Raw genomic sequence first — 23,472 nt, 5'->3', positions numbered from 1 at the left:
TCGCAACCCGGTCCAGGACGGACCACAACAAGAGCAGAGTCCAGTTATGAACGAGGGCAAATAGGGGGCAACGTCAACGATAGGAAAGCGCGAGGCATGAAACAAAACAAGAACAAAAATTGACGCACCTTGAGCCCTGTGGAAACCTTGGATGGCGCAGGAGGCGAGATGGACGACAACTTCGAGCGATGGGCGGCTGGGGAACGGCAGCGCAAATACCAGTTCCGGCTGATGATCGTGATCGCCCTGCTCAGCGGAGTTGTCGCAGGGCTGTTGATCAAGCGATGGCTGGGTATCTAACTGTTCATGACGCCATGGCTGCCGGCCATGAACGGCTCGCGGTCCGCTGCGCGAGATGCAGGGTGACGCATCACATTCCGTGGCGCCTCATGCCTGGATTGCTCGGCAGCGACCGCATCAGCGAACTGCACCGCCGCCTGGTCTGCAAGAAGTGCGGCGAACGGCCGGCGCAGGAATTGGTGGGCATCCCGGAATCGCCGCGATTGCCGCGCGGGTAGCGCAAGGCGCGATAGACGGCCCAGATTGCGACGCACGCGGCGCGGCTGCTTCCGACCCAAATGAGACATTCGAAGATCGGTTGTCGGGCGACCGGAGTTGGCGCCTTTCCTGACATTGGGGATGTCCGCTTCGGGCGGTCAAGTTAGCAATCTCGCCAGCGGACAGGAGCAGCCCTTCTCCGAAGATGCACGCGATCGCTTCCGGGCTATCCGGCTGTGGATGGCAAGCAGCTTGATTGCCGCCGCGCGAATGGGACCACGAAATGATCAACTGAGAGCGACCGGTCGAGCTTGGTAGCGGGCGCCCTACGGAGACCCGCTACTGCTAATACGCTCCGGGTTAATCGAGCCGCTTTACCGGTGGCGGGGCCCAGGCTCCATTGGTGGCCTCGACCTTGGGCCAGTAGAGGCGCAAGTTCATCGTAAACGTCCCGCTCTTGGGCGCCGGCAACCAATTCGCTTCCTTATCTTTGCCGGGGGAGTCGCTCTGAATGATGAGATCGAGCGAACCGTCGGCGTTGAAGACGAGCTTGTCGCGGTCGCCGATCGCATAGCGATCGATCGGGTTCTCGGTGAAGAGTTGGCGTTCGTCATACATGGTCAGCGACCAGAAGGCGCGCACGGGCGGAATCTGGTCCTTCGCGAAATGCAGGACATAGCGCTTATCGCTGCTGAACGGCTTGCCCTCGGAATCGGCGAAGGCGGTCGGATAGAGCGCGTCCTCGATCGCGTTCGCTCCGTATCCGCCATAGGCGACACCCGCGCGGTGCAGGTAGTCGGTACCATAGGTGCCGATCGCGGTCATGTTAGTGCGCCAGCCATTCGCGAGCGTCCCGGCCTTGCTCCAGGCCCCCTTGATGGCTGGAAGCGCAACAGCCGGCGCGGCGTTCAGTGCGTCCTGAACGTCCTTCGGCGCGGAAGCGAGTGCGAAGCTTTTGCCGGGCTCGATGCCGATCCGCCTCATCCGGTCGAGGATCGGATGGTCGTTGGCATGGGGCGGATTGGCCTTCATCAGCTCGGCGAATTTGGCGAAGAATATGGCCGCATCCATCTTGTCGATCTGATCCGGCGGCGCGCTCATGTCCTGCTTCGGATTCACCGTGCCCTTCGGGGGCGTGTAGGATTTTCCGTACGCGCTCAGCGGAACGGCCGCCATGCCGTCCTGGAATGCGCGGACGGCCTCATAGTCCGCCTTGCCGTTGGTCTGGGTGCGCCCGATCAACAGCCCTAATCCGGTCGGGCTCCTATACTCTTTGACCCCGGTCGGCAGGCGTCCCTGCCAATTCGGGCCGACGATGGCGAAGGTTTGTGCGCCGTTGCCGCGCGTACGGGTGCCAGGGACCGTGAAGATATCGCTCGACATGTCCAGGAAGGGCAGCAGATAGTAGCGATCGCCGGACGCGGGAACGCTGATGACGAGAGGTTCCTTAGTAACATCGTAGCCCAAGGAGGAGTACAAGGTGTCGGCGTTCGGGCGCACGACGATCGTGAAGTATGCGTCCGGGAACTGCCGCATGTGGCCGAATTGATTGAGAGGCGCACTGGTTCCGATTGGTTCCTTGACGTTCTTGCCAACGTCGAAAGTCACGCCCGACAGGACCAGCGGATAGGCGTAGATAAAGGCATCACGGGCAATTTCCCGCGCCTCGTCGGCCGGCAGGGACGGCTGCGCCAAGGCCGCCTGAGTCCATACAAGCGTTCCGGCACAGATCGCCGACAGCAGAGTGCTCTTCATTACGATCTCCATTGCGATTGACTGGAGCGGCGGCTCGTGCGGCCGCCGCTCGTCGAGCCCCGGGGGTCAGTTCACCTTCTTGAAGGGCGGCGGCGCCCAGGAGCTGTCGAGCACTTCAGCGCGCGGCGAATAGATGCGCATAGAAGGCTGGAACTGGCCCTTGGGAGCAGGCAGCCAGTTCGCTTCCTTGTCCTTGCCGGGGGATTCCGCCTGCACATGGATGTCGAGCGAGCCGTCGGCGTTGAACTCGAACTTGTCGTAGCTGCCGACAGCAAAGCGGTTGATCGGGTTCGGCACCTGGAAGCCGTCCATGTCGTACATGGTGATCGACCAGAAGGCGTTGGCTGGGGGCAACTTGCCTTTCTCAAAATGGAGAACATATTTGTTCTCGCCGGAAAGCAGCTTGCCGTCGCCGTCGAACACCGCAGTCGGATACACGGCATCCTCAGGCAGATTGGCTCCGAGGCCACCTTTGGCCACGAGTGTACGCTTCAAGTAGGACGTGCCGTAGGTTCCGATGTTGTCGTTCTGGAGGGTCCAGCCGTTGACCACCCTTCCGCTTCTCTCCCAGGCGGCCTGAAGGCCGTTCAGCGTTTCCTTGGCCGCTTTGTTGATGATGGATGCCGTTTGCGGATCAATCTTGGAGGGATCGAGCGGCTTGCCTGGCTCGACGCCAAGAGCTCGCAGCCGGAACAGGACCGGATAGTCGTTGGGGTGCGGAGGATATTTGCTCAGCAGATCCGCCAGGCGCGTCAGCATGCTGACACCGTCCAGATTGTCGACCTGGATGAGCGGAGGTGTCTTGCTGTCGATTGAAGCGTCGGTCGATGCGCCTTTTGGCGCGGTGTAGTCTTTTCCCCATTGAGACAGCGGTGTCAGCTTGTAGCCGTCCTGCACCTTATGGACATTGGCGTAATCGGCCGGTCCATCCGTTTTCGTGCGCCCGATGATCCAAATGTTTGGTGTCGGTGCGATGATCTTGACGACGGCGTCCGGGAGGGGCCCGCTCCAATTCGGCGCAACGATCGCGTAGTTTCCGGCCTTGGCGCCAGTGGTGCGGCTACCAACAACGGAAAATACGTCGCTCCACATGTCCAGCATCGGCAGGAGATAATAGCGCCCTGCGGTGTCCGGTACAGAAAGGATGATCGGCTCGTGGGCGAGGTCGAGCCACGCGAAGGAGTAAAGAGTATCGAAGTTGAAGCGGACGACATCCTTCTCCTCGGCCTTCGGGTAAGCCCGCGCGTGCGCGAACTGATTGACAGGCGCACGCATATTGATCGTGGCGGTATCGGGCACGTTGGTCGCCTGCCGCATCGTCACGTCCATACTGACGATCGGATAGGCATAGAGATAGGCTTCCCGCGCGATGGCGTAGGTTTCCTCGGCCGTCAGGCTCGGCGGCGCGACTTGAGCACCAGCAATTCCTTGAACACCAGCAAATATCCCAAAAGCCACCAACGCTCTCTGGGTATTGATTACAATTTTGGACCGAAACATCGTTGCACCTACCATTGCAGTGATGATTTTAAGGTTCAGTTAGTCTTATCCAATTGCCCATTGCCCTGCAATTAACGCTCGCAACACAAGGTGCGTCAAGATTTATCTCCGTACTGCTAGCATAGCCGCTCGAAGCGCCGTATTTGTCCCAAAGAGGACAAAGGCGGATATTTTTATGAACCAGATCAGCAGGGCCGAAGCCGAGCGTGTCATGAGCGAGCGCGGCTGGCTTCCTCTCCTGCCGGAAGCGGTCCGCGCGGAGGTGCTGCGGCGCTCGATCCTGCTCCGCTTTGCGCCGGGCGAGGCCGTGTTTCACCTCGGAGACCCCGCAGGCGGAATTTACGGGCTGGTAACTGGCACTGTCAGCGTAAGCATTGCACCGGCCGGCTCGAGGCCTCGCCTAATCCTTCTCGGGGTTCCCGGTCGATGGACGGGCGAAGCCTGCTTCCTCACACGAAAGCCGCGCCGCGGCGAACTCAGGGCCGTCGTGGAGACGACGATGCTGCATTTGCCCTTGGACGCGATGCTTCAGATGGCTTCCCGTGGCCCGGACATGGTTAATCACGTGGCGCTGATACTGATGATGAATGTCGAGTTCCTTTTTCGTGTGATCCACGATTTGCAGAAGCCCCAGGCAGACCGGCGGATTGCCTCCGTTCTTCAGCGTACGACCTGGATTGGGGATGTCCCGATCCCGCTAACGCAGAGCGAGGTGGGCGTCATGGCCAACGCCTCACGCAAGCAGGTCAACGCGGCACTCAAACGTTTCGTCGACGCCGGGTGGGTGGCGAAATCCTATCGCTCCATCATCATAACCGACCCTGGAGCACTGAGTAGCTTCGCCGAAGGAGACGGCAGCGATTGATCGCATGCCTATTTGCGGCGGGTGCCATGGCCTGCATTTCTGGCATGCCCGGTTCCAGGCGACGATCCAAAGTCTGCTGGCGGACCGATGGCGACGCCCTAGAGGCGCTCCATGAATTTCGGCTTCCCACCCCGTTTCGGACCTTGCGCTGTCCCCTTTGGAGCCCCTCAACAAACCCCGCTGGGCACAAGAATCGCTCAGAGGAGAAGCCGGCTCGCCGTTACAGTTCATCACTGGCGGGGCTGCGGCAGCGGATAGCATACGGCGTTGTAATCTCGCAGTATTTCCGAACTGTCACGCTGAACACCAGCTGTGAGGCAAATCATGACAGTTCAGGCGGTGAAGCGCGGGCTTTGAAGGCATATCGGTCGCGGCGCGGCCTAGGCGTTCCCCTTATTGCCATTTGACTGTTCGCTGGGCCTTGCCGATCCTCGGCGCTCCCGGCAGGTCGCGCGGCCGCCCAACATATTGAAGCTACAGATCTTTCCGGTTGATCCCGCCTAGTCCCGGCTGATCCCGCCTTCGCCCTGCTTATTGCCATGTGATTGTTCGCTTCACACGATCCCCACCAGCTTGACTCCCCTCCCCTCCCCATCCTACCCCCATCGACGGGACACGCCTCCCCACCGAGGCGCGCCCATCTGTAAGGATGGAGACATCGATGGCGAATACGATTCCGGCAGCGCGCCCGCGCGTGCCGCATTTCTCGTCCGGCCCCTGCGCCAAGCGCCCCGGCTGGAGCCTCAAAGCCCTCAGTGACGCGGCGCTCGGCCGCTCGCACCGCGCCAAGGTCGGCAAGGACAAACTCAAACTAGCGATCGACCTGACCCGCGAAGTGCTGCAGGTCCCGGCCGATTACCGCATCGGCATCGTGCCCGCTTCCGACACCGGCGCCGTCGAGATGGCGATGTGGTCGATGCTGGGCGCCCGCGGCGTCGACATGCTGGCCTGGGAAAGCTTTGGCGAGGGCTGGGTGACCGATGTCGCCAAGCAGCTCAAGCTGCCCGATGTCCGCATCTTCAACGCGCCCTATGGCGAGCTGCCGAACCTGAAAAAGGTCGACACGAAGACCCGCGACGTCGTCTTCACCTGGAACGGCACGACCTCGGGCGTGCGCGTCGTCGACGCCAGCTGGATCGCCGAGGACCGCGAGGGCCTGACGATCTGCGACGCGACCTCGGCCGCCTTCGCCCAGAAGCTCGACTGGCCAAAGCTCGATGTCGTGACCTTCTCCTGGCAGAAGGTGCTCGGCGGCGAGGCGGCGCATGGCATGATCGTGCTCTCGCCGCGCGCGGTCGAGCGGCTGACGACCTACAAGCCGGCCTGGCCGCTGCCAAAAATCTTCCGCATGACCTCGGGCGGCAAGCTCTCCGAGGGCATCTTCGTCGGCGAGACGATCAACACGCCGTCCATGCTGGCGGTCGAGGATTATCTCGATGCGCTCAACTGGGCGAAGAAGGTCGGCGGACTGGACGGGCTGGTGAAGCGCGCCGACGGCAATGCCCGCGTCATCGCCAAATTCGTGCGCGAGAACGACTGGATCGACTTCCTGGCGGTGAAGCCGAAGACGCGCTCGAACACCTCGGTCTGCCTCAAGTTCACCGACCCGGCCGTGACCGCACTGCCGGCCGACGCGCAAGCCGCCTTCGCCAAGCAGGTGGTGTCGATCATCGAGAAGGCCGGCGCCGGCTACGATCTCGGCCATTACCGCGACGCCCCTCCCGGCCTGCGGATCTGGTGCGGCGCGACCGTCCAGAGCCGCGACGTCAAGGCGCTGCTGCCCTGGATCACCTACGCCTTCAACGAGGCCAAGGCTGGGTTGGGCAAGAAGGCGGCCTGATCAGGCGTCATGGTCGGGCTTGAGCCGACCATCTCTATCCGAATGAGGCGCCGTCCGCGCCTTCGCGTCCCGAGATGGCCGGGTCAAGCCCGGCCATGACGCCATCCTCCCATTCACGCGCGCGACCGCTTGCGGCGCGCTGCCGGAGCCACCCCGATGACCGCTCAGAATCCAAAACCCCGCGTCCTCATCTCCGACGCCCTTTCCCCCGCCGCCGTGCAGATCTTCAAGGATCGCGGCATCGACGTGACCTTCGATCCGGCCCTCGGCAAGGACAAGGACAAGCTCGCCGCGATGATCGGCGACTATGACGGCCTCGCCATCCGCTCGGCGACCAAGGCGACCGCCAAGCTGCTCGAGCAGGCGACCAAGCTGAAGGTGATCGGCCGCGCCGGCATCGGCGTCGACAATGTCGAGATCCCGGCCGCGACGGCGCGCGGCATCATCGTGATGAACACGCCCTTCGGCAATTCGATCACCACCGCCGAGCACGCCATCGCCATGATGTTCGCGCTCGCCCGCCAGATTCCCTCGGCCGACCTCTCGACCCAGGCCGGGAAATGGGAGAAGAACCGCTTCATGGGCGTCGAGATCACGGCCAAGACGCTCGGCCTGATCGGCTGCGGCAATATCGGCTCGATCGTCGCCGAGCGCGGCATCGGCCTGAAGATGCGCGTCATCGCCTTCGACCCCTATCTCTCGGCCGATCGGGCCGTGCAACTGGGCGTCGAGAAGGTCGAGCTCGAGGACCTGCTGAAGCGCGCCGACTTCATCACTCTCCACGTGCCGATGACCGAGAAGACCAAGAACATCCTCTCGGCCGAGAACCTCGCCAAGACGAAGAAGGGCGTTCGCATCATCAACTGCGCCCGCGGCGGGCTGGTCGACGAGGCGGCGCTCGCCGCGCTGATCAAGTCCGGCCATGTCGCAGGCGCGGCCTTCGACGTGTTCTCGGCCGAGCCGGCCGAGCAGAACCCGCTGTTCGGCCTGGAGAACGTCGTCTGCACGCCGCATCTCGGCGCGAGCACCAACGAGGCGCAGGAGAACGTCGCCTTGCAGGTCGCCGAGCAGATGAGCGACTATCTGCTCAAGGGCGCGATCACCAACGCGGTCAACTTCCCCTCGATCTCGGCCGAGGAAGCGCCGCGGATCAAGCCCTTCGTCGATCTCGCCGAAAAGCTCGGCTCCTTCCTCGGCCAGCTCACCGAGGCGCCGGTCAAGGGCATCCGCATCGAATATGAGGGCGCCGTCGCCAAGCTGAACCTGAAGGCGATCTCGGCTGCCGCGATCACCGGCGTGCTGCGGCCCTTCCTGCCGGAGATCAACATGGTCAACGCGACCATGATCGCCAAGGAGAAGGGCATCGTCGTCGAGGAGCTGACCCGCGAGGTCGCCGGCAATCTCGAAAGCGTCATCCGCATCGTCGTCGAAGCCGAGGACATGCCGCGCCACGCGTCGGGCACGGTCTTCCATGACGGCAAGCCCCGCATCGTCGAGATCCGCGACATCCAGATCGACGCCGATTTCGCGCCGCACATGCTCTATGTCCGCAATGCCGACAAGCCGGGCTTCATCGGCCAGTTCGGCTCGCTCCTCGGCGAGGCCGGCGTCAATGTCGCGACCTTCAATCTCGGCCGCGACAAGCCGGGCGGCGACGCGATCTGCTATGTCGCCGTCGACGAGGCGATCTCGGACGAGTTGCTGGAGAAGATCCACGAGATCCCGATGGTCAAGCGGGCCCGCCGCCTGAAGTTCTGAGCCCACCTGAAGATCGGCCCGCCAGCTCCGATGCGGCTGGCGGGCGGCCTGCGCTCAGCTCTCGAACAGGAAGCCGCCATGCACCCAGCCCGAGAAATCGGGCTGGCCGGCGGCGTTGAGCACCGAGACGAAGCGCCATTGCCCGGACGCTTCGTGGAGGATCGCCACCGTGCCGTCGGGCAAGGGCTGCGGCCGCAGGGCCGGATGCTCCATGCCCGGCCCCGAGCGGATGTTGAGGCCGGTCGGCGAGCGCACCGTCCAGGTCGGCGGGCCGTTCGTGTTGCGGCCAAGCACCTTCGCCTTGAACGAACCCATGTTCCACGCTGGACCGGGATCGATCTTGCCGATCAGCGAGATGTCGTCATGGCCGACGATCTCGTCGATGCCGTATTCTCCGCAGATGGCGCGCGCAGCCTGAAGCGTCGCCTCGATCTGCGCCTCCGTATAGGTTTCCCAGCCGCAGTCCGGATCGCCGAACTTGTGCCGGGCCTCGATCACCTTGCTGGGATCGACCGCTGCCTCCTTCCAGGAGACCCAACCGGAGCCGGTACGCCGCAGCGGTCCCCAGTTCTCGACCTCGATGCCGATCGAGGTCTGGTTCAATCCCGCGTGATACTTGCCGGTCTTGTCGGTCCAGCGGCTCCTGCCGGCATGCCAGCCGACGACGTCGAACGGCACGCACTGGATCACCGTGCCGTCGCGGCGGATCACCAGATGGGCCGAGACCTTTGCTTCCGGCCTGGTGAAGTAGCGCGCGATATCCGCGCCGGGGCCGCTCGCCGTATAGTGGATCACCAGGAACTTCGGAGCGAGCGCGCCCCCGATATTGGGCGATTTGATGAATTCGACATTGCTGGCGCCGAGCGCCAGCTTGTGGTTCCTGACCCTGAACATGGTTCCCCTCCCCCCGTTGATCGGGCTCGCGACGTCCGGCTAGTTCAGCTTCCCGAAGAGCTTGCGGGTCTCGGGGCCGGAGGCGGCATAAGCGGCGCCAAGATCGGCGCCGGCGGCCTGCTTCTGGGCGGCATCGAGCTTGTGCCAGCCGCCCTGCGCGACCAGCAGCCAGTTGTAGCGGGCGTTCGCGTCGTCGGTTCTTGCCGCCAGCCCGAGCGCCTGCCGCGACATTTCGGGATCGCCCAAATCGGAGAGGAACTCGCTGGCATAGATGCGCAGCGTCCGGTCCTTGGCCCCCGCCGCCTCGAGCAGCAGTCCGCGATCCTCGGGGCGGGTGATGAGCTTCGCGATCGCGCCCGCATCCGCCTTGTTCCGGCGCAGCATCTCGGTCAGGGCGACGCTGCCGCCAAGCTGCACCTGGTAATCCCCGGGCTTCTGGCGCATCGCTTCCAGGATCGACGGCACGGCCGCGACCGAGCCGCTGCCCAGCGTCGCGCGCGCCGAGCGGCGCACGATCGTGTCCTCATGGGTGAGATCCTGGATCGCAGCCTTGATTTCCGGGGAGGGCTGGGAAGCGGCCGTCTGCGCGAAAGCCTGCCAGCTCGGCAGCAACGCCCGCCAGCCGGAGCTTTCCCGGGGAACGGCCGGCGCGTCCTGGCAGAGGATCGGGTCCTTGCGCCCGAACTCGCCGATCTTGCGGGCGTTCTCGTAGAGCACCGGCGTCGCGACCACCGTGCCGTCGGGCTGCGGCACGCCATCCTCGGCATAGCGCCATTCGAGCATCGACGACGAGCGGAAGGAGGGCACGATGCAGGACAGGTGCACCTTGATGTCCTCGTCGCGGTCGACCGCCTTGTCCGGCGAGCGGACGGTGACCGTCAGCGTCGAACGCTTGCTGGGATTTTCGAGGACGACGAAGTGGAAGGCCTTGGTATCGGCGTTGATCGCGCCCATCGCATGGCCTTCGAGCGCGATGCCGATCTGCTTCTTGTGCGGCGGCGGCAGGTCGGCGATCTCGCCGCGCACATAGCTCAGCCGCATCGCGCAACTGCTTCCGAGCGGCTGCGGCAGGCAGAAGAAATAGGACAGCACGACCAGGGCGATCGAACCCACGAAGGCCAGCGAGATCGACCAGATCAGGAAGGCCGCCAGGCGCGGGCGCGGCTCCCTGCTCTCGGAGATGGTGATGAAGATCGCCAGCAGGATCATGAAGCCGACGACGAACAGGCCGCCGATCACGGCCAGTTCGCGATTGCCGCCCGTGAAGGCGAGCACGGCTGCGACCACAGCCCCGAGCAGCGCCACGCCGGCGGCGAGCTTGAGCCGGGGATCGTTCTTGACCGCCTGGGCAATGAACGCGAGCCACGACATACCACGCCTCCCCCCGAGACCCGGCTGAAAGCCGCCGGCCCGTGTGTGGACGCGGGCGGCAGCACAATCACTGACTGTGCGTAAGCAGTATTGCTACTATAAGTTGTATCTTTCGCAAGCACTCTTTTTCGGCGCGCGCCGAGCCGTGCCGCTGCTGCCCGGCTTAGGAGCTCCTACTGCCGCGGTTGCGCCGCAATCGCCCCCTCCTCTGGCGCGCCAGATGGAGACCCCGATGCTGCGTACCACGACCTTTGCCCTTGCCTGCCTTGCCGCCACGCCCGCCTTCGCCGACTGGGACAAGGCAAAGCTCGACAGCGGCATCAGGACGATCGAACAATGGGCGAAGGGCCGGCTCGGCGTCGGGCTCATCGACCTGAAGGACCGCAAGAGCTGGTCGCATCGCGGCACCGAGCATTTCCCGCTGCAGAGCGTCTTCAAGCTGCCACTCGCGGTCGCGGTGCTGCAGGCGGTCGAGGCCGGCAAGCTCGAGCTCGACCAGAAGATCGCCGTCACCCGCAACGACCTCTCGCTCTATCACAGCCCGCTCGCCAAGGCCTTCAAGGGCGAGCGCAACGACTACACCCTGCGCGATCTCCTCACCCGCTCGACGGCGCAGAGCGACAACACCGCCGCCGATCTGCTGCTGCGCCTGATCGGCGGGCCGCAGGTGCTGACCGCGATGCTGAAGGATGGCGGCGTCGCCGGCATCTCGGTCGACCGCTATGAGCGCGTCTTCCAGCCCGAGATCCTCGGCCTGCCCGGCTATGGCTGGGACCAGGCCATCGACACCGCGCAGTTCTACAAGGCGATCCAGGCGATCCCGGCCGCCCAAAGGCGCAAGACGCTGGAGGCGACGCTGAAGGACAAGCGCGACAGCGCCACGCCCGAGGCCTCGATCGGCTTCCTCGAAGCGCTCGCCAAGGGCAACTGGCTGCGCGAGCCGGCCCATGCCGCGCTGCTCGAGAAGATCATGCTGGAAGCGAAGACCGGCCCCCAGCGCATCCGCGCCGGCCTGCCCAAGGGGGCGCGCTTCGCCCACAAGACCGGGCTCGGCCCGAGCGCCGACGGGCTCAACCACGCCACCAACGATATCGGCATCGTCACCCTGCCGGACGGACGCCGCTTCGCCATCGCGGTCTATCTCGCCGGCTCGCAGGTCGACGCCAAGGCCCGCGACGCCGCCCATGCGGCGGTGGCGCGGCTGGCGGTCGAGAGCCTGCGGTAAGGGAGACCATCCGCGGACAGGTCGACCGTCGGGCTTCAGTGCCCGTCGCCTTCGCTCAAAAGCTGGCCGTCATTCCGGCCGCAGCGAGGCGGAGCGCCGGAATCCATCGTAGAGCGAGGCCTCCTTCGATGGATTCCGGAGCAGCGCCGCTGGCGCGGCTTGTCCGGAATGACGGCGCGTCTCCGCGTCCTGTTCAGCCGCGCGTGCTGCGGCGCTCGGCGATCCAGATGCCGCCCAGCACCAGGGCCAGCGCCAGCCCGTGATAGAGCGCGACCGTCTCGCCCAGCACCAGCACCGCCAGCAGCGGCGCGAACACCGGCACCAGGTTGACGAAGACGCCGGCCCGCCCCGGCCCGATCAGCTCGACTGCCCGCATGAAGAAGAGCTGCGACAGGAGCGACGGGCCGATGACGACATAGGCCAGGATGAGCCAGCCCTTGGCCGTCGGCCAGATGATCAGCCCGGACCAGATCTCGGCGGCCAGCAGAGGGAGAGAGGCGACGCAGGCGGCGCAGGCCATTGCGGTGAAGAAGACCAGGCTCGGCACCGGCGGGCGCGTCCGGAGGCCGACCGTGTAGCCGGCATAGAGCACGCCGGCGATGATCATCCAGAGGTCGCCGGCGGCGAAGCTGAAGCTGGCGAGGACCTGGAAATCGCCTCGGCTGGCGGTCACCAGCACGCCGAGGATGGTGACGGCGACGCCGAGCGCCTGCAGCGCGCCGATCGGCGTGCGGAAGGCGAGAAAGGCGCCGAGCAGGACGAAGACCGGGATCGAGCCCTGCAGAATGCCGATATTGATCGCCGTCGTCGAATAGGCGGCGAGGTACATCAGCGAGTTGAAGACGGTGAAGCCGAGGCCGCCGAGCACCGCGATCTTGCGCCAGTTCGCCTTCAGCACCGGCATATGCTCGGCGATCTCGCGGCGCAGCAGCCAGGGCATCACGGAGCAGACGAAGACCCAGCGCAGCGAGGTCAGGGCGAGCGGCGAGATCTCGCCGACGGCGAGCCGGCTCGCCACGGCGTTGCCGGCCCAGAACAGGGTCGTCAGGATCATCAGGAGATAGGCATTGCCCCAGGCTCGCTGCGGCAGGGAGGTCGCTGGGTGCAAAACGCCTGGTCTCCGTGAGCGAGGCGCCTGCACGGTTTCCATGCAGGCGAAGCGCCTGCATAGATTGCCCGCTGCGCTTGTCCTATGAGACAGGGTGCAACACAGCCCGTCGCCGGACGCAATCCCGGCGGGCTCCCGCCGGCAGGATCCCGCCTATGAACATCGACAGCCCCCGGCCGCTCCGGCTGCTCGTCGTCGACGGCAACACCCGGGAGCAGCGCGAGAACCACCGCGCCGGCTTCGGCACCACGCCGTCCGAGGCCTATGCCGAGGAACTGCGCGCCATCATCCCCGGCATGGTCACCGATATCTGCCTGCCGGCCGACGAAGGCGCCAACCTGCCGGACGGGGCGGGGCTGTCGTCCTATGACGGCATCTTCCTCACCGGCTCGGCCCTGCACATCTACAAGGGCGAGCCGGCCGTCACCCGCCAGATCGAGCTGATGCGGGCGATCTACGCCAGCGGCACGCCGGCCTTCGGCTCCTGCTGGGGCATCCAGATCGGCGCGGTCGCCGCCGGCGGCACCGTCGCCGCCAATCCCAAGGGTCGCGAGATCGGCTTCGCCCGCCGCATCACCCCGAGCGAGGCCGGGCGCCGCCACCCGCTGCTGGCCGGGCGACCGCTTTCCTTCGACGCGCCGGCGATCCATCTCGACAGCATCATCGCGCCGCCGGCCGACGCCACGATCCTGGCCTCGAACGCGATGAGCCCGGTGCAGGCCGCCGAGTTCCGCCAGGATGGCGGCAGCTTCTGGGGCGTGCAGTACCATCCCGAATTCCCGCTCCGGCAGATCGTCGCGATCCTGGCGCAGCGCACCGCGATCCTGGTCGACGAGGATTTCCGCCGCGACGAGGCGGCGGCGAAGGCCTGGCTCGCCGAGATCGCGGCGCTCGACGCCGATCCCGCCCGCCGCGACCTCGCCTGGGCGCATGGGCTCGACGAGGAGGTGCTCGACCCGGTGAGGCGGGTGACCGAGCTGCGCAACTTCCTCGAGGCGCGGGTCAAGCCCTTCGCGAGCGCCCGCAGCCGGGCGTGAGGCGGCCGCTGACGGACCGTCCGGGCTTTCGCGAGCGCGAGCCATCGCGTAAGTCCGCGGGCAACGCCCCACCTTCCTTTTCGAAATCCAGTTCCCAAGATCATGATTCGTCTCGAAAACATCGGTAAGCAAAACGGCCGGCAGATCGTCTTCATCGAGGCCTCGGCCGCCTTGCAGAAGGGCGAGAAGATCGGCCTCGTCGGCCCCAACGGCGCCGGCAAGACCACCCTGTTCCGGATGATCACCGGCGAGGAATTGCCCGATGAGGGCCAGGTCGCTGTCGACCGCGGCGTCACCATCGGCTATTTCAGCCAGGATGTCGGCGACATGGCCGGCCGCAGCGCCGTCTCCGAGGTGATGGACGGCATCGGCCCGGTCAGCGCGGTGGCCGCCGAGCTCAAGGCGCTCGAGACGGCGATGGGCGATCCCGAGCGCGCCGACGAGATGGACGAGATCATAGCCCGCTATGGCGAGGTCCAGGGGCGCTTCGAGGAACTCGACGGCTACGCGCTCGACGGAAGGGCGCGCGAGGTGCTCGGCGGCCTCGGCTTCAGCCAGGAGATGATGGAGGGCGATGTCGGCGCCCTCTCCGGCGGCTGGAAGATGCGCGTCGCGCTCGCCCGCATCCTCCTGATGCGGCCCGACGCCATGCTGCTCGACGAGCCGAGCAACCATCTCGACCTCGAAAGCCTGATCTGGCTGGAGCAATTCCTCAAGGGCTATGACGGCGCCCTGCTGATGACCTCGCATGACCGCGAATTCATGAACCGCATCGTCGGCAAGATCGTCGAGATCGACGGCGGCGCGCTCACCACCTATTCCGGCGATTACGAGTTCTACCAGCAGCAGCGCGCGCTCGCCGAGAAGCAGCAGCAGGCGCAGTTCGAGCGCCAGCAGGCGATGCTCGCCAAGGAGATCAACTTCATCGAGCGCTTCAAGGCGCGCGCCTCGCATGCCGCGCAGGTGCAGAGCCGGGTCAAGAAGCTCGAGAAGATCGACCGCGTCGAGCCGCCCAGGCGCCGCCAGACCGTCCAGTTCGAGTTCCAGCCGGCGCCGCGTTCCGGCGAGGACGTCGCGACGCTGAAGAACGTCCATGTCCGCTATGGCAGCCGCAGCATCTATGCGGGGCTCGATTTCCAGGTGCGCCGAAAGGAGCGCTGGTGCGTGATGGGCGTCAACGGCGCCGGCAAGTCGACCCTGCTGAAGCTGATCGCCGGCGCCTCGAAACCCGATGACGGCACCGTCACCGTCGGCGGCACCGTCAAGCTCGGCTATTTCGCCCAGCACGCCATGGAACTGCTCGACGGCGACGCCACGGTGTTCGAAGCGCTGGAAGGCTCGTTCCCGCAGGCCGGGCAAGGTTCGCTCCGCGCCCTTGCCGGCTGCTTCGGCTTCTCCGGCGACGATGTCGAGAAGCGCTGCCGCTTCCTCTCCGGCGGCGAGAAGGCAAGGCTGGTGATGGCCAAGATGCTCTACGACCCGCCGAATTTCCTGGTGCTCGACGAGCCGACCAACCATCTCGACATCGCCACCAAGGAGATGCTGATTTCGGCGCTCGCGCAATACGAAGGCACCATGCTCTTCGTCAGCCATGACCGCCATTTCCTCGCCGCGCTCTCCAACCGGGTGCTCGAGCTGACGCCGGACGGCATCCAGCAATATGGCGGCGGCTACACCGAATATGTCGCCAGCACCGGCCAGGAGGCACCGGGCCTGCGCAGCTGAGAGCGGCAGGCGCTTTTTACCGGTCGAGCCACGCGATTACGGGCCGTCTCCATCTTCTAAGTTGGAGACGGCTTTTGAATTCGACCCTTTGCGAGGTTCTGGCCGTCATTGCGAGGAGCGAAGCGACGAAGCAATCCAGGGGGCGTCGAGCGAGCCCTTCTGGATTGCTTCGCTTACGCTCGCAATGACGGAAAGGGTACCGCGCCGGTCAAACGCGAAGGCCGTTGGTATAAACTGCCTGAGTGCGAAGCACGCGCTGCGATCTTGTTGGCGTCATCGCTTCGTGCAAGTCTATCTCCCGCTCCTCCGACGATGCGTTCTTTGCCTTTCGTAAGGACAGGCGGCCCGACCGGCCGGCCTCGACTTTCCTGCGAACGGAGATGGCAGATGGCCGGCGATCTCGATTTGCTGATCGGAACCTGGACGGTCCGGGTCAAGGGCTGGGTCTGGGAGTACGACTTCCGGCGCGACGGCGGCGTGACCTGGCGCGACCAGGGCAGCATCGAAAGCGGCGTCGGCAACTGGTCCGCCACCTCCAAGCTGGTCAACCTGTGGTGGAAGGGCTCCACGACCCGCGAAAGCTGGCAAAGGCCGCTGACCAACAGCAACGACCACACCTGGTACGAATCGTCCTATTTCCGGGGAAGATACCGGATCGAGAAGACCGGGTTCATCCCCCCGGCGCCCGGCCCGACGCCTTCCGGGCCAACCGACGCGAACCGCGTCGACCGTGCCTGGGAGGCGAGCCGTGCCGCCCTGCGTTTCGCGCTGACCCGGCTGAGACTGCTGCAAAGGCAGATCGCGTTTTTCGAGAGCTCGGCCGGTAGCGCGGCCGCCTTCAACGAGTTGCGGCGCAACTTTCGGCGCGACATGGCGGTGATCTCGCGCAAGCTGCTCGTGCCGTCGAACCCGATGGATGCGGCCTTCCGCGATGCATTGGCCAAGGCGATCGCGCTGATCGAGCAGAACCTCGCTTTGCCGAAGACGCTCAATGCAGCGCGCGCCGGCGGCAAATGCGTCGATCCCAGGCCCGCCTTCGCCTGGACCACGCCGGGCCGCAAGCCGCCGGACACCGACCTCTGCACCTCCTGGTTCAACGCCAATGCCGACCTCCAGCGTGACGTCGTCACCCACGAGTATTTTCACACCGTAGGCCTCGGCGACATTTCGGTCTCGACGACCGCCAATGCGCTCGGCAACGCCAACACGATGGCGCAGGTCGTCGCGTTCCTGCACGATCGGGCCCGCCAGGCGAATTCGGATGGTTTCGAGCCGATGATCCCGCCGCTGCCGACGCCTTGAGGGCTCCGGCCAGCCCCTTACGCAGCGAAAACCGCACTGGCGCCGGCAAGGGCCAGCCATCGTCGCCGGGCGGTGGTTGCGCCCTCGCGGCGCGCTCCCCCGTTCCGGCCCAATTCCGCCCTCGCCGCGCCGAAATCCACCGGACAAATCGCGGCCGCTTGATTTGTCGGGGGACAGCATGATGAAGACTGGACTGGCCGCAGCCTTGATTTTCGCGCCGGGTTTAGCCGGCGCCGCCGAAATCGAATTCGCCTCGAAGATCGATCGCGTCACCGTCTATCCCGATGGGGCGGTGGTGACGCGGCTCGGCAAGGCGGCCCTGCTGGAGGGCGCCTCGCAGATCGTGCTGCGCGGCCTGCCGGCGACCGTCGATCCCGCCTCGATCCGGGTCGAGGCGCAGGGCGATGGCGCCTTCGCGATCGGGGCTGTCGATGTCCGCCAGGTGCCGGGCGAGGCCCGCCCCGCCATCGACGCTGCGCTGGAAGAGAAGATCAGGGCCTTGCAGGGCGAGAAGGCGGCGCTTGAGGGGCAGGTCAGCGCCGTCGAGGCCAAGCGCGCCACGATCGAGAACTTCGGCAGGACCGGGCCCGACAAGCTCGGCCCCGACGGCAAGGCGCTGCCGGTCGGCGACTGGCCGGCGGTGTTCGAGGCGATCGGCACCGCCCTGGTCAAGGTCCAGGGCGAATTGCTGATCCTGCGCAACCGCATCGCCGACGCCGAGGCCGAGATCGCGGCGCTCGAGAAGGCGCGCCCGCAAGGCCCGCGCATCGGCCAGCCCAAGCGCGACGTCGCCATCGCGGTCGAGGCGCAAAGCCCGGTCACGGCGGAGTTCCTGGTGAGCTATCGCGTCTCGGGCGCGAACTGGCGGCCGCTCTACGAGGCGCGGCTCTCGACCGGCAGCCCCGATGCCGCGCCTTCCATCGCCTTCACCCGCCGCGCCGAACTGCGCCAGCGCACCGGCGAGGACTGGAGCGAGGTCAGGGTCGAGCTCTCGACCACGCGCTCGGCGCAAGGCACGCGCGCCCCGGAGCTCGACCCGCTGCGCATCGCCTTCTACGAGCCGCCCGTGGTCTATGAGAACCGAGGGCGTCTCGCCGCGCCAGCTCCCGCGATCGCCGGCCGCCAGGAGGCCGCCAGGGAAGCCGAGGCCGACCAGGCCCAGCGCAAGGCGGCCGAGCCGCAGCGCGCCCAGCTCGTGACCGCGACCGTCGAGGCCGGCCCCTATCAGGCGAGTTTCCGCGTGCCCGGCCGGGTCAGCGTGCCGCAGGACGGCTCGGCCAAGGCGGTGGTGCTGTCACAGGCCAGCCTGAATCCGGAGCTCTCCGCCCGTGCCGCGCCGGAACTCGAGGAGACGGCCTATCTCGAGGCGAGCTTCAGCCATGAAGACGAGGCCCCGCTGCTGGCCGGCGAGGTCTATCTGCATCGCGACGGCGCCTATATCGGCCGCGGCCGGCTGAAGCTGACCGCGCCCGGCGACAAGGTCGAGCTCGGCTTCGGCGCCGACGACCGGATCAAGGTGACGCGCTCGCCGGTGCGCCGCCGCGAGAACGATTCCGGCTGGCTCGGCGCCACCCGCACCGATCTGCGCGAGTTCAAGACGGTGGTGAAGAGCCTGCACGCCCAGCCGGTGAAGATCACCGTGACCGAGCGCATCCCGATCTCGGAAAACAGCGCGATCACGGTCGAGACCCTGCCGCAGACCACGGCACCGACCGAGAAGCAAGTCGGCGACAAGCGCGGCGTCTCGGCCTGGAGCTTCGAGCTCGCGCCCGGCGCCCAGAAGGAGATCCGCCTCGCCTACCGGCTGAAATATCCGGGCGACCGCGAAGTGGTGTTCGACCAGCCGCGGCGATAGGCCGGTCCCTTCGCCGACCCGGTTCGGCATTCTCTCGCAACCGCGCCGTCATCCCGGGCTTGTCCCGGGATCCATCGTAGAGCACCGGAGCCTTACGATGGATCCCGGAGCTGCGCCGCTTCGCGGCTTGTCCGGGATGACGGTGCGGTTCCGCGAAAAATCAGCAGGCTCCCCGACGGCGCTACTCGGCCGCGACCGCCTGCCAGCCCGCGCCGAGTTCCTGCTCGACGAGGCCGACCCAGTAACGCACGCCGGCCGGGATGATCTCGTCGTTGAAATCGTAGAGCGGGGTGTGGAGCCCCTTGAAGGAACCGTCGGCCTCGACGCCATTGCCGATGCGCATGAAGGCGCCCGGGCAGACCAGCATCATCTCGGCGAAATCCTCGCCGCCCGTGCCCCGCCGCATCTGGCCGTCGACATGCTCAGGCCCGACCGCAGCGGAAGCCGCCGCGACCGCGACCTTCACCTGCTCGGCGGCGTTCACCAGCGAGCTGGTGCCGCGATGGTAATGCGCTTCCGCCTCGCAGCCCCAGGCCTGCGCCGTCGCTGCCGCGATCTCGGCGATGCGCCGCTCCACCGTGCTGCGTACATCCTGCGAATAGGTCCGCGCCGTGCCGCCGACGACCAGCTCGGAGGGAATGACGTTCGAGGCATTCTGGTCGCCGCCATGGATGAAGCCGACGCTGATCACCGCGGTGTCGAGCGGCGCGACATTGCGGCCGACGATGCCTTGCAACCCGAGCACGAAATGCGCCTGTGCATAGGTGATGTCGGTCGACAGATGCGGCTGCGAGCCACCATGGCCGCCGACCCCGCGGAAGGTCACCCGCCAGGAATCGGCTGCGGCCAGGAAAGGGCCGACCGCCGTGCCGAAGCTGGACGCCGGCAGGCCGGGCGTATTGTGCAGCCCGTAGATCGCGTCGCAGGGGAAGCGCTCGAACAGCCCGTCGGCCAGCATGGCGTTGGCGCCGCCGCGACCTTCCTCGGCCGGCTGGAAGATCAGGTTGACCGTGCCGCCGAAATCCCGGTTCCCGGCGAGATAGCGGCCGGCCGCGAGCAGCATGGTGGTGTGGCCGTCATGGCCACAGGCATGCATGCGGCCGGGAAACTTCGAGGCATGCGCCAGCCCCGTCAGTTCTTCCAGCGCGAGGCAGTCCATGTCGGCGCGCAGGCCGATGGCACGCTGGCCCGGCTGGTTGCCACGGATGACCCCGACGACGCCGGTCTGGCCGATGTTCTCCGTGACCTCGACGCCCCATTCGCGCAGCTTGTCGGCGACGAGCTTGGCGGTGCGGTGCTCCTCGAGCCCGAGCTCGGGATGAGCGTGGATGTCACGGCGGATCGCCGTGAACTCGGCGTGGTGCGCGCCGAGCCAGTCGTCGAGCTTCGTCATGGCTTCTGTCCCCCCTGCCAGCGGCGCATGAGTACATGGCTCATGCCAATTGCCGCCCCTCGCCTTCATAAGGCCAATCGTCGCCAAGTCATTCTGCAAGCACGGCGAAACAGCCATGCTTCGGGAGATTGGCTATCGGCAAAAAAGGGGAGTGGGCGCGGCCGGCGAAAGGCCGGGAGTAGAGAGCTCAGCCCGCCATCGCGACCTCGGCGCCACGGCCGAGATCGGTCATCCACTGGCGATAGCGCGGCTGCGCTTCGAGCTGATGCGAATAGTGCCGGCCGAGCGCCGCGCTGAGCCGGCCGCCGCGCCCGAGCTGCGCATCGGCGAAGCCGATCATCACCGAATTCGGCCAGGCCTGCGGCCTGACCAGGCGCAGGCGCTCGAACAGCCTGTCCTCGGATTCCTCGGCATGGACCTGCGCCAGCAGCGAGAGCATCGCCGCGCTCGAGCGCGAAATGCCCATATGGCAATGCACCAGCAGATGGCCGCCCGAGCGCTTCGCCGCCGTTTCCTTGAGGCTCGCGCCGAAATCGAGGATCGCGCCGACATGCGCCTCCGTCGGATGCACCCGGCCTGCCATCGGCGCGATGATATCGTGGAAGCGCAGCGTCAGCCGCTCATGCGCCTCATAGGCGGCAAAGGAATCGAGTTCCGGCAGGTCCGGATCGAGCAGCGAGAGCACATGGCTGACGCGCCGCGCGCTCTGGGCCGGCAACTCCTCGATGCCGCAGATGGTCAGCGTCGAGATGGCGATCGGTTGCATCGGGGCGGCCTCGCGGTGACGGATGGCGCGGGGTTAACGCCACCGACCGCGCCCCGCAACCGCCCGGGGCGCAGGGTTGCCCCGCGCCGTCAGCGCCGCGCCCCGTAGCGCAGCCACTGGATGCCGTCGCCGAGGCTGCGCGATTCGACGAGGGCGAGGTCGCTGCGCACCCCCGCGGCGAAAAGCCTGCCGCCGGCGCCGAGCGCGACCGGGTAGACCATCAGGTTGTAGGCGTCGACCAGGCCCGCCCGCTGCAGCCCATGGACGAGCTTCAGGCTGCCATAGACCAGGATGTCGCCGCCGGCCTCGCGCTTCAGCGCCGCGATCGCGGCCAGTGCATCGCCGCGCAGGATGGCGCTGTTGCTCCAGGCCGCCTGCGGCAGCGTCGTCGAAGCCACATGCTTGGGCAAAGCGTTGATCCGGTCGGCGAAGACATCGTTCTCGACCAGCGGCCAGACGCCAGCGAAAGCCTCGTAGGTGCTGCGGCCGAAGAGCAGCGCGCCGGCCGCCTCGAGCTCGGCCTGCTTCAGCCGGTCGCCCTCCGGCCCGCGCGAGAACGGCCCGGTCCAGTCGCCGAGGCCGGAATTCTCCATGCCGACCGGATCCTCGATGACGCCATCGAGGGAGATGTATTGGGTGACGACGAGCTTGCGCATGGTCCTGATCCTGCCTTGACGGAGGCGGCGGAGCGCCACCCCTTCCGACCTCCCGTCGAATGGCGGCGGGCGGAATCGACAGGCGCGATGCAGATTCTTTCCCAAGCTTCGCCGGCGCCAGCCTTGACCTTGCCATGCTCTTGGCCCAAGAGGGCTTGCAAGGACCTCACCCGAAACCCCGGCCTTGCGCCGGGGTTTTCGTTTGTGCGGGCGCTTTGCGCCGGCGCGCTTTCGGTTCGACCGGTCCCGGTCGAACGACAGGAATTCGCACTGGCCGTGCAGGTCAGCGAGAGAAAGGTCACCGCCATGGCGAATGTGGTCGTGGTCGGCGCCCAATGGGGCGACGAGGGCAAGGGCAAGATCGTCGACTGGCTGTCGAGCCAGGCCGATGTCGTGGTGAGGTTCCAGGGCGGCCATAATGCCGGCCACACGCTGGTCATCGACGGCGTGGTCTACAAGCTCTCGCTTCTGCCCTCCGGCATCGTGCGCCCCGGCAAGCTCTCGGTCATCGGCAACGGCGTCGTCGTCGACCCCTGGCACCTCGTCGAGGAGATCGCCCGCCTACGCGCCCAGGGCGTCGAGATTTCCCCCGCGAACCTGCGCATCGCCGACAATGCGACGCTGATCCTGCCGCTGCACCGCGAGCTCGACCATTTCCGCGAGACCTCGAACGCAGCCCTCAAGATCGGCACCACCAAGCGCGGCATCGGCCCGGCCTATGAGGACAAGGCCGGCCGCCGCGCCATCCGCGTCATCGACCTCAAGGATCCCGCCATTCTGGAGGCCAAGATCGAGCGGCTGCTGGCGCATCACAACGCGCTGCGCCGCGGGCTCGGCATCGACGAGGTCGATGGCGGGGAATTGCTGTCGCAGCTCACCGCGATCGCGGCCGAGATCCTGCCCTATGCCGACACGGTCTGGGCCCTGCTCGATGCGCAGCGCCGGGCGGGCAAGCGTATCCTTTTCGAGGGCGCGCAGGGCGCGCTGCTCGATGTCGACCACGGCACCTATCCCTTCGTCACCTCCTCGAACATCGTCGCCGGCCAGGCCGCGACCGGCTCCGGCCTCGGCCCCTCCGCCGTCGGCTATGTGCTCGGCATCGCCAAGGCCTATACGACGCGCGTCGGCGAAGGCCCGTTCCCGACCGAACTGCATGACGAGATCGGCGAGCTGATCGGCCAGAAGGGCAAGGAATTCGGTGTCGTCACCGGCCGCAAGCGCCGCTGCGGCTGGTTCGACGCCTGCCTGGTGCGCCAGACGGTGAAGACCTCCGGCATCGACGGCATCGCGCTGACCAAGCTCGACATCCTCGACGGCTTCAAGGAGATCAAGGTCTGCACCGGCTACCGCCTCGACGGCGCCGTGCTCGAGCATCTGCCGGCCGGCCAGAGCGACCAGGCCCGCGTCGAGCCGATCTACGAGACGATTGCCGGCTGGGAGGGCTCCACCGCCGGTGCCCGCTCCTGGGCCGACCTTCCGGCGCAGGCGATCAAATATGTGCGGCGCATCGAGGAACTGATCGGCGCATCGGTCTCGGTGCTTTCGACCAGCCCGGAGCGCGACGATACGATCCTGGTCCAGAATCCTTTCGAGGGTTGACGGACCCGAGCAACACGGACATTTGAGGCCGATGGCCGATTTCCACCCCATTCTGGCGCGGGCGATCGCCGGGCTGACCGACAAGTCGCCCGAGGCGCGCCGGGCGGTCTATGACCGGGCCCGCGCCGCCCTGATCGCCCAGCTGCGCAGCCTCGATCCGCCGCTCTCGGAAGCCGACATCACCCGCGAGCGGCTCTCGCTCGACGAGGCGGTCTCGCGCATCGAGGCCGAGATCGCGCTCGCCGACGCGCTCGAGCCGACCTTCCCGCCGCGGCCGCCCGGCGAACGCCGCGTCGCCGAAGCGGCGCCGGCCATGCCGGAGCCG

Annotated in this window: 18 protein-coding genes and 1 pseudogene; 11 read left to right on the top strand and 8 right to left on the bottom strand. The window is 66.4% G+C overall.

Annotated elements, in window-relative coordinates; genetic code table 11:
• Positions 1 to 168: 168 nt before the first annotated feature.
• Complete coding sequence (locus tag V6M56_RS06240) at positions 169 to 300, top strand: hypothetical protein (protein ID WP_332682177.1); 132 nt, start codon at positions 169 to 171, stop codon at positions 298 to 300.
• 558 nt (positions 301 to 858) lie between these two features.
• On the opposite strand, the gene V6M56_RS06235 is transcribed toward V6M56_RS06240, so the two are convergent.
• Together V6M56_RS06235 and V6M56_RS06230 are read right to left on the bottom strand one after the other, a co-directional pair.
• The gene (locus tag V6M56_RS06235) at positions 859 to 2,253 is read right to left on the bottom strand and encodes a DUF1254 domain-containing protein (RefSeq protein ID WP_332682175.1); all 1,395 of its coding nucleotides are present in this window, start codon (positions 2,251 to 2,253) and stop codon (positions 859 to 861) included.
• A 66-nt stretch (positions 2,254 to 2,319) separates the two neighbouring features.
• A complete protein-coding gene (locus tag V6M56_RS06230; RefSeq protein ID WP_332682173.1) occupies positions 2,320 to 3,711 on the bottom strand; it encodes a DUF1254 domain-containing protein in 1,392 nt (463 codons plus the stop codon).
• Positions 3,712 to 3,928: 217 nt separating this feature from the next.
• Between V6M56_RS06230 and V6M56_RS06225 the strand changes: the two genes are divergently transcribed.
• The 3 genes from V6M56_RS06225 to serA all read left to right on the top strand — a co-directional run bounded on the left by V6M56_RS06225 (position 3,929) and on the right by serA (position 8,216).
• Positions 3,929 to 4,618 carry a Crp/Fnr family transcriptional regulator gene (locus tag V6M56_RS06225; protein ID WP_332682172.1) on the top strand — a complete coding sequence of 230 codons (690 nt, stop codon included), beginning with the start codon at positions 3,929 to 3,931 and terminating at the stop codon, positions 4,616 to 4,618.
• A 661-nt stretch (positions 4,619 to 5,279) separates the two neighbouring features.
• Complete coding sequence (locus tag V6M56_RS06220) at positions 5,280 to 6,458, top strand: phosphoserine transaminase (RefSeq protein ID WP_332682171.1); 1,179 nt, start codon at positions 5,280 to 5,282, stop codon at positions 6,456 to 6,458.
• Positions 6,459 to 6,614: 156 nt separating this feature from the next.
• Positions 6,615 to 8,216 carry a phosphoglycerate dehydrogenase gene (gene serA / locus V6M56_RS06215; protein ID WP_332682170.1) on the top strand — a complete coding sequence of 534 codons (1,602 nt, stop codon included), beginning with the start codon at positions 6,615 to 6,617 and terminating at the stop codon, positions 8,214 to 8,216.
• 54 nt (positions 8,217 to 8,270) lie between these two features.
• Here the strand turns inward: serA and V6M56_RS06210 are convergent, their stop codons facing one another.
• Entirely contained in the window at positions 8,271 to 9,110 is an 840-nt protein-coding gene (locus V6M56_RS06210) for an N-acetylmuramoyl-L-alanine amidase (RefSeq protein ID WP_332682168.1), read from the bottom strand.
• 39 nt (positions 9,111 to 9,149) lie between these two features.
• The gene (locus tag V6M56_RS06205) at positions 9,150 to 10,481 is read right to left on the bottom strand and encodes an MFS transporter (protein WP_332682167.1); all 1,332 of its coding nucleotides are present in this window, start codon (positions 10,479 to 10,481) and stop codon (positions 9,150 to 9,152) included.
• 232 nt (positions 10,482 to 10,713) lie between these two features.
• On the opposite strand from V6M56_RS06205, the gene bla reads away from it, so the two are divergent.
• Positions 10,714 to 11,706 (top strand): class A beta-lactamase, encoded by a 993-nt coding sequence (bla, locus tag V6M56_RS06200; RefSeq protein ID WP_332682165.1) that lies wholly within the window; start codon positions 10,714 to 10,716, stop codon positions 11,704 to 11,706.
• A gap of 193 nt (positions 11,707 to 11,899) precedes the next feature.
• On the opposite strand, the gene V6M56_RS06195 is transcribed toward bla, so the two are convergent.
• Positions 11,900 to 12,814: a DMT family transporter gene (locus V6M56_RS06195; RefSeq protein WP_332682164.1), complete on the bottom strand. Its 915-nt coding sequence runs from the start codon at positions 12,812 to 12,814 to the stop codon at positions 11,900 to 11,902.
• A gap of 155 nt (positions 12,815 to 12,969) precedes the next feature.
• Here V6M56_RS06195 and V6M56_RS06190 point away from each other — a divergent pair, with 155 nt between their 5' ends.
• The 4 genes from V6M56_RS06190 (at position 12,970) to V6M56_RS06175 (ending at position 18,733) form a co-directional block, all read left to right on the top strand.
• Positions 12,970 to 13,851, top strand: coding sequence for a type 1 glutamine amidotransferase (locus tag V6M56_RS06190; RefSeq protein ID WP_332682162.1), 882 nt, complete (start codon positions 12,970 to 12,972; stop codon positions 13,849 to 13,851).
• A 102-nt stretch (positions 13,852 to 13,953) separates the two neighbouring features.
• Positions 13,954 to 15,576, top strand: a complete 1,623-nt coding sequence (locus V6M56_RS06185) for an ABC-F family ATP-binding cassette domain-containing protein (RefSeq protein ID WP_332682160.1) — start codon at positions 13,954 to 13,956, stop codon at positions 15,574 to 15,576.
• Between the two features lie 387 nt (positions 15,577 to 15,963).
• Positions 15,964 to 16,878: a hypothetical protein gene (locus tag V6M56_RS06180; protein ID WP_332682157.1), complete on the top strand. Its 915-nt coding sequence runs from the start codon at positions 15,964 to 15,966 to the stop codon at positions 16,876 to 16,878.
• A gap of 178 nt (positions 16,879 to 17,056) precedes the next feature.
• The gene (locus V6M56_RS06175; RefSeq protein ID WP_332682155.1) at positions 17,057 to 18,733 is read left to right on the top strand and encodes a mucoidy inhibitor MuiA family protein; all 1,677 of its coding nucleotides are present in this window, start codon (positions 17,057 to 17,059) and stop codon (positions 18,731 to 18,733) included.
• Positions 18,734 to 18,914: 181 nt separating this feature from the next.
• Here the strand turns inward: V6M56_RS06175 and V6M56_RS06170 are convergent, their stop codons facing one another.
• From V6M56_RS06170 to V6M56_RS06160, 3 genes are all read right to left on the bottom strand, one after another.
• The gene (locus tag V6M56_RS06170; RefSeq protein WP_332682153.1) at positions 18,915 to 20,126 is read right to left on the bottom strand and encodes an amidohydrolase; all 1,212 of its coding nucleotides are present in this window, start codon (positions 20,124 to 20,126) and stop codon (positions 18,915 to 18,917) included.
• 187 nt (positions 20,127 to 20,313) lie between these two features.
• The gene (locus tag V6M56_RS06165) at positions 20,314 to 20,892 is read right to left on the bottom strand and encodes a tyrosine phosphatase family protein (protein ID WP_332682151.1); all 579 of its coding nucleotides are present in this window, start codon (positions 20,890 to 20,892) and stop codon (positions 20,314 to 20,316) included.
• 89 nt (positions 20,893 to 20,981) lie between these two features.
• Positions 20,982 to 21,548: a dihydrofolate reductase family protein gene (locus V6M56_RS06160; protein ID WP_332682149.1), complete on the bottom strand. Its 567-nt coding sequence runs from the start codon at positions 21,546 to 21,548 to the stop codon at positions 20,982 to 20,984.
• Positions 21,549 to 21,854: 306 nt separating this feature from the next.
• Between V6M56_RS06160 and V6M56_RS06155 the strand changes: the two genes are divergently transcribed.
• Both V6M56_RS06155 and V6M56_RS06150 read left to right on the top strand, forming a co-directional pair.
• Entirely contained in the window at positions 21,855 to 23,147 is a 1,293-nt protein-coding gene (locus tag V6M56_RS06155) for an adenylosuccinate synthase (protein WP_332682147.1), read from the top strand.
• Positions 23,148 to 23,178: 31 nt separating this feature from the next.
• Positions 23,179 to 23,472 (top strand): annotated as a pseudogene (locus V6M56_RS06150) (histidine kinase); the annotation flags it as partial.

The sequence above is a fragment of the Allobosea sp. genome (assembly GCF_036675845.1).
Lineage (GTDB): Bacteria > Pseudomonadota > Alphaproteobacteria > Rhizobiales > Beijerinckiaceae > Allobosea.
The sequence above is the reverse complement of the archived record's forward strand: the minus strand, read 5'-3'. Positions and strand labels throughout refer to the sequence as shown.

Bases quoted from the DNA above. Each gene is read 5' to 3' on its own strand.
- V6M56_RS06225 (WP_332682172.1), top strand. From the start codon at position 3,929: ATGAACCAGATCAGCAGGGCCGAAGCCGAGCGTGTCATGAGCGAGCGC.
- V6M56_RS06185 (WP_332682160.1), top strand. From the start codon at position 13,954: ATGATTCGTCTCGAAAACATCGGTAAGCAAAACGGCCGGCAGATCGTC.
- V6M56_RS06190 (WP_332682162.1), top strand. From the start codon at position 12,970: ATGAACATCGACAGCCCCCGGCCGCTCCGGCTGCTCGTCGTCGACGGC.
- V6M56_RS06155 (WP_332682147.1), top strand. From the start codon at position 21,855: ATGGCGAATGTGGTCGTGGTCGGCGCCCAATGGGGCGACGAGGGCAAG.
- V6M56_RS06205 (WP_332682167.1), bottom strand. From the start codon at position 10,481: ATGTCGTGGCTCGCGTTCATTGCCCAGGCGGTCAAGAACGATCCCCGG.
- V6M56_RS06160 (WP_332682149.1), bottom strand. From the start codon at position 21,548: ATGCGCAAGCTCGTCGTCACCCAATACATCTCCCTCGATGGCGTCATC.
- V6M56_RS06220 (WP_332682171.1), top strand. From the start codon at position 5,280: ATGGCGAATACGATTCCGGCAGCGCGCCCGCGCGTGCCGCATTTCTCG.
- V6M56_RS06240 (WP_332682177.1), top strand. From the start codon at position 169: ATGGACGACAACTTCGAGCGATGGGCGGCTGGGGAACGGCAGCGCAAA.
- V6M56_RS06235 (WP_332682175.1), bottom strand. From the start codon at position 2,253: ATGAAGAGCACTCTGCTGTCGGCGATCTGTGCCGGAACGCTTGTATGG.
- V6M56_RS06170 (WP_332682153.1), bottom strand. From the start codon at position 20,126: ATGACGAAGCTCGACGACTGGCTCGGCGCGCACCACGCCGAGTTCACG.
- V6M56_RS06175 (WP_332682155.1), top strand. From the start codon at position 17,057: ATGATGAAGACTGGACTGGCCGCAGCCTTGATTTTCGCGCCGGGTTTA.
- bla (WP_332682165.1), top strand. From the start codon at position 10,714: ATGCTGCGTACCACGACCTTTGCCCTTGCCTGCCTTGCCGCCACGCCC.
- V6M56_RS06210 (WP_332682168.1), bottom strand. From the start codon at position 9,110: ATGTTCAGGGTCAGGAACCACAAGCTGGCGCTCGGCGCCAGCAATGTC.
- serA (WP_332682170.1), top strand. From the start codon at position 6,615: ATGACCGCTCAGAATCCAAAACCCCGCGTCCTCATCTCCGACGCCCTT.
- V6M56_RS06165 (WP_332682151.1), bottom strand. From the start codon at position 20,892: ATGCAACCGATCGCCATCTCGACGCTGACCATCTGCGGCATCGAGGAG.
- V6M56_RS06180 (WP_332682157.1), top strand. From the start codon at position 15,964: ATGGCCGGCGATCTCGATTTGCTGATCGGAACCTGGACGGTCCGGGTC.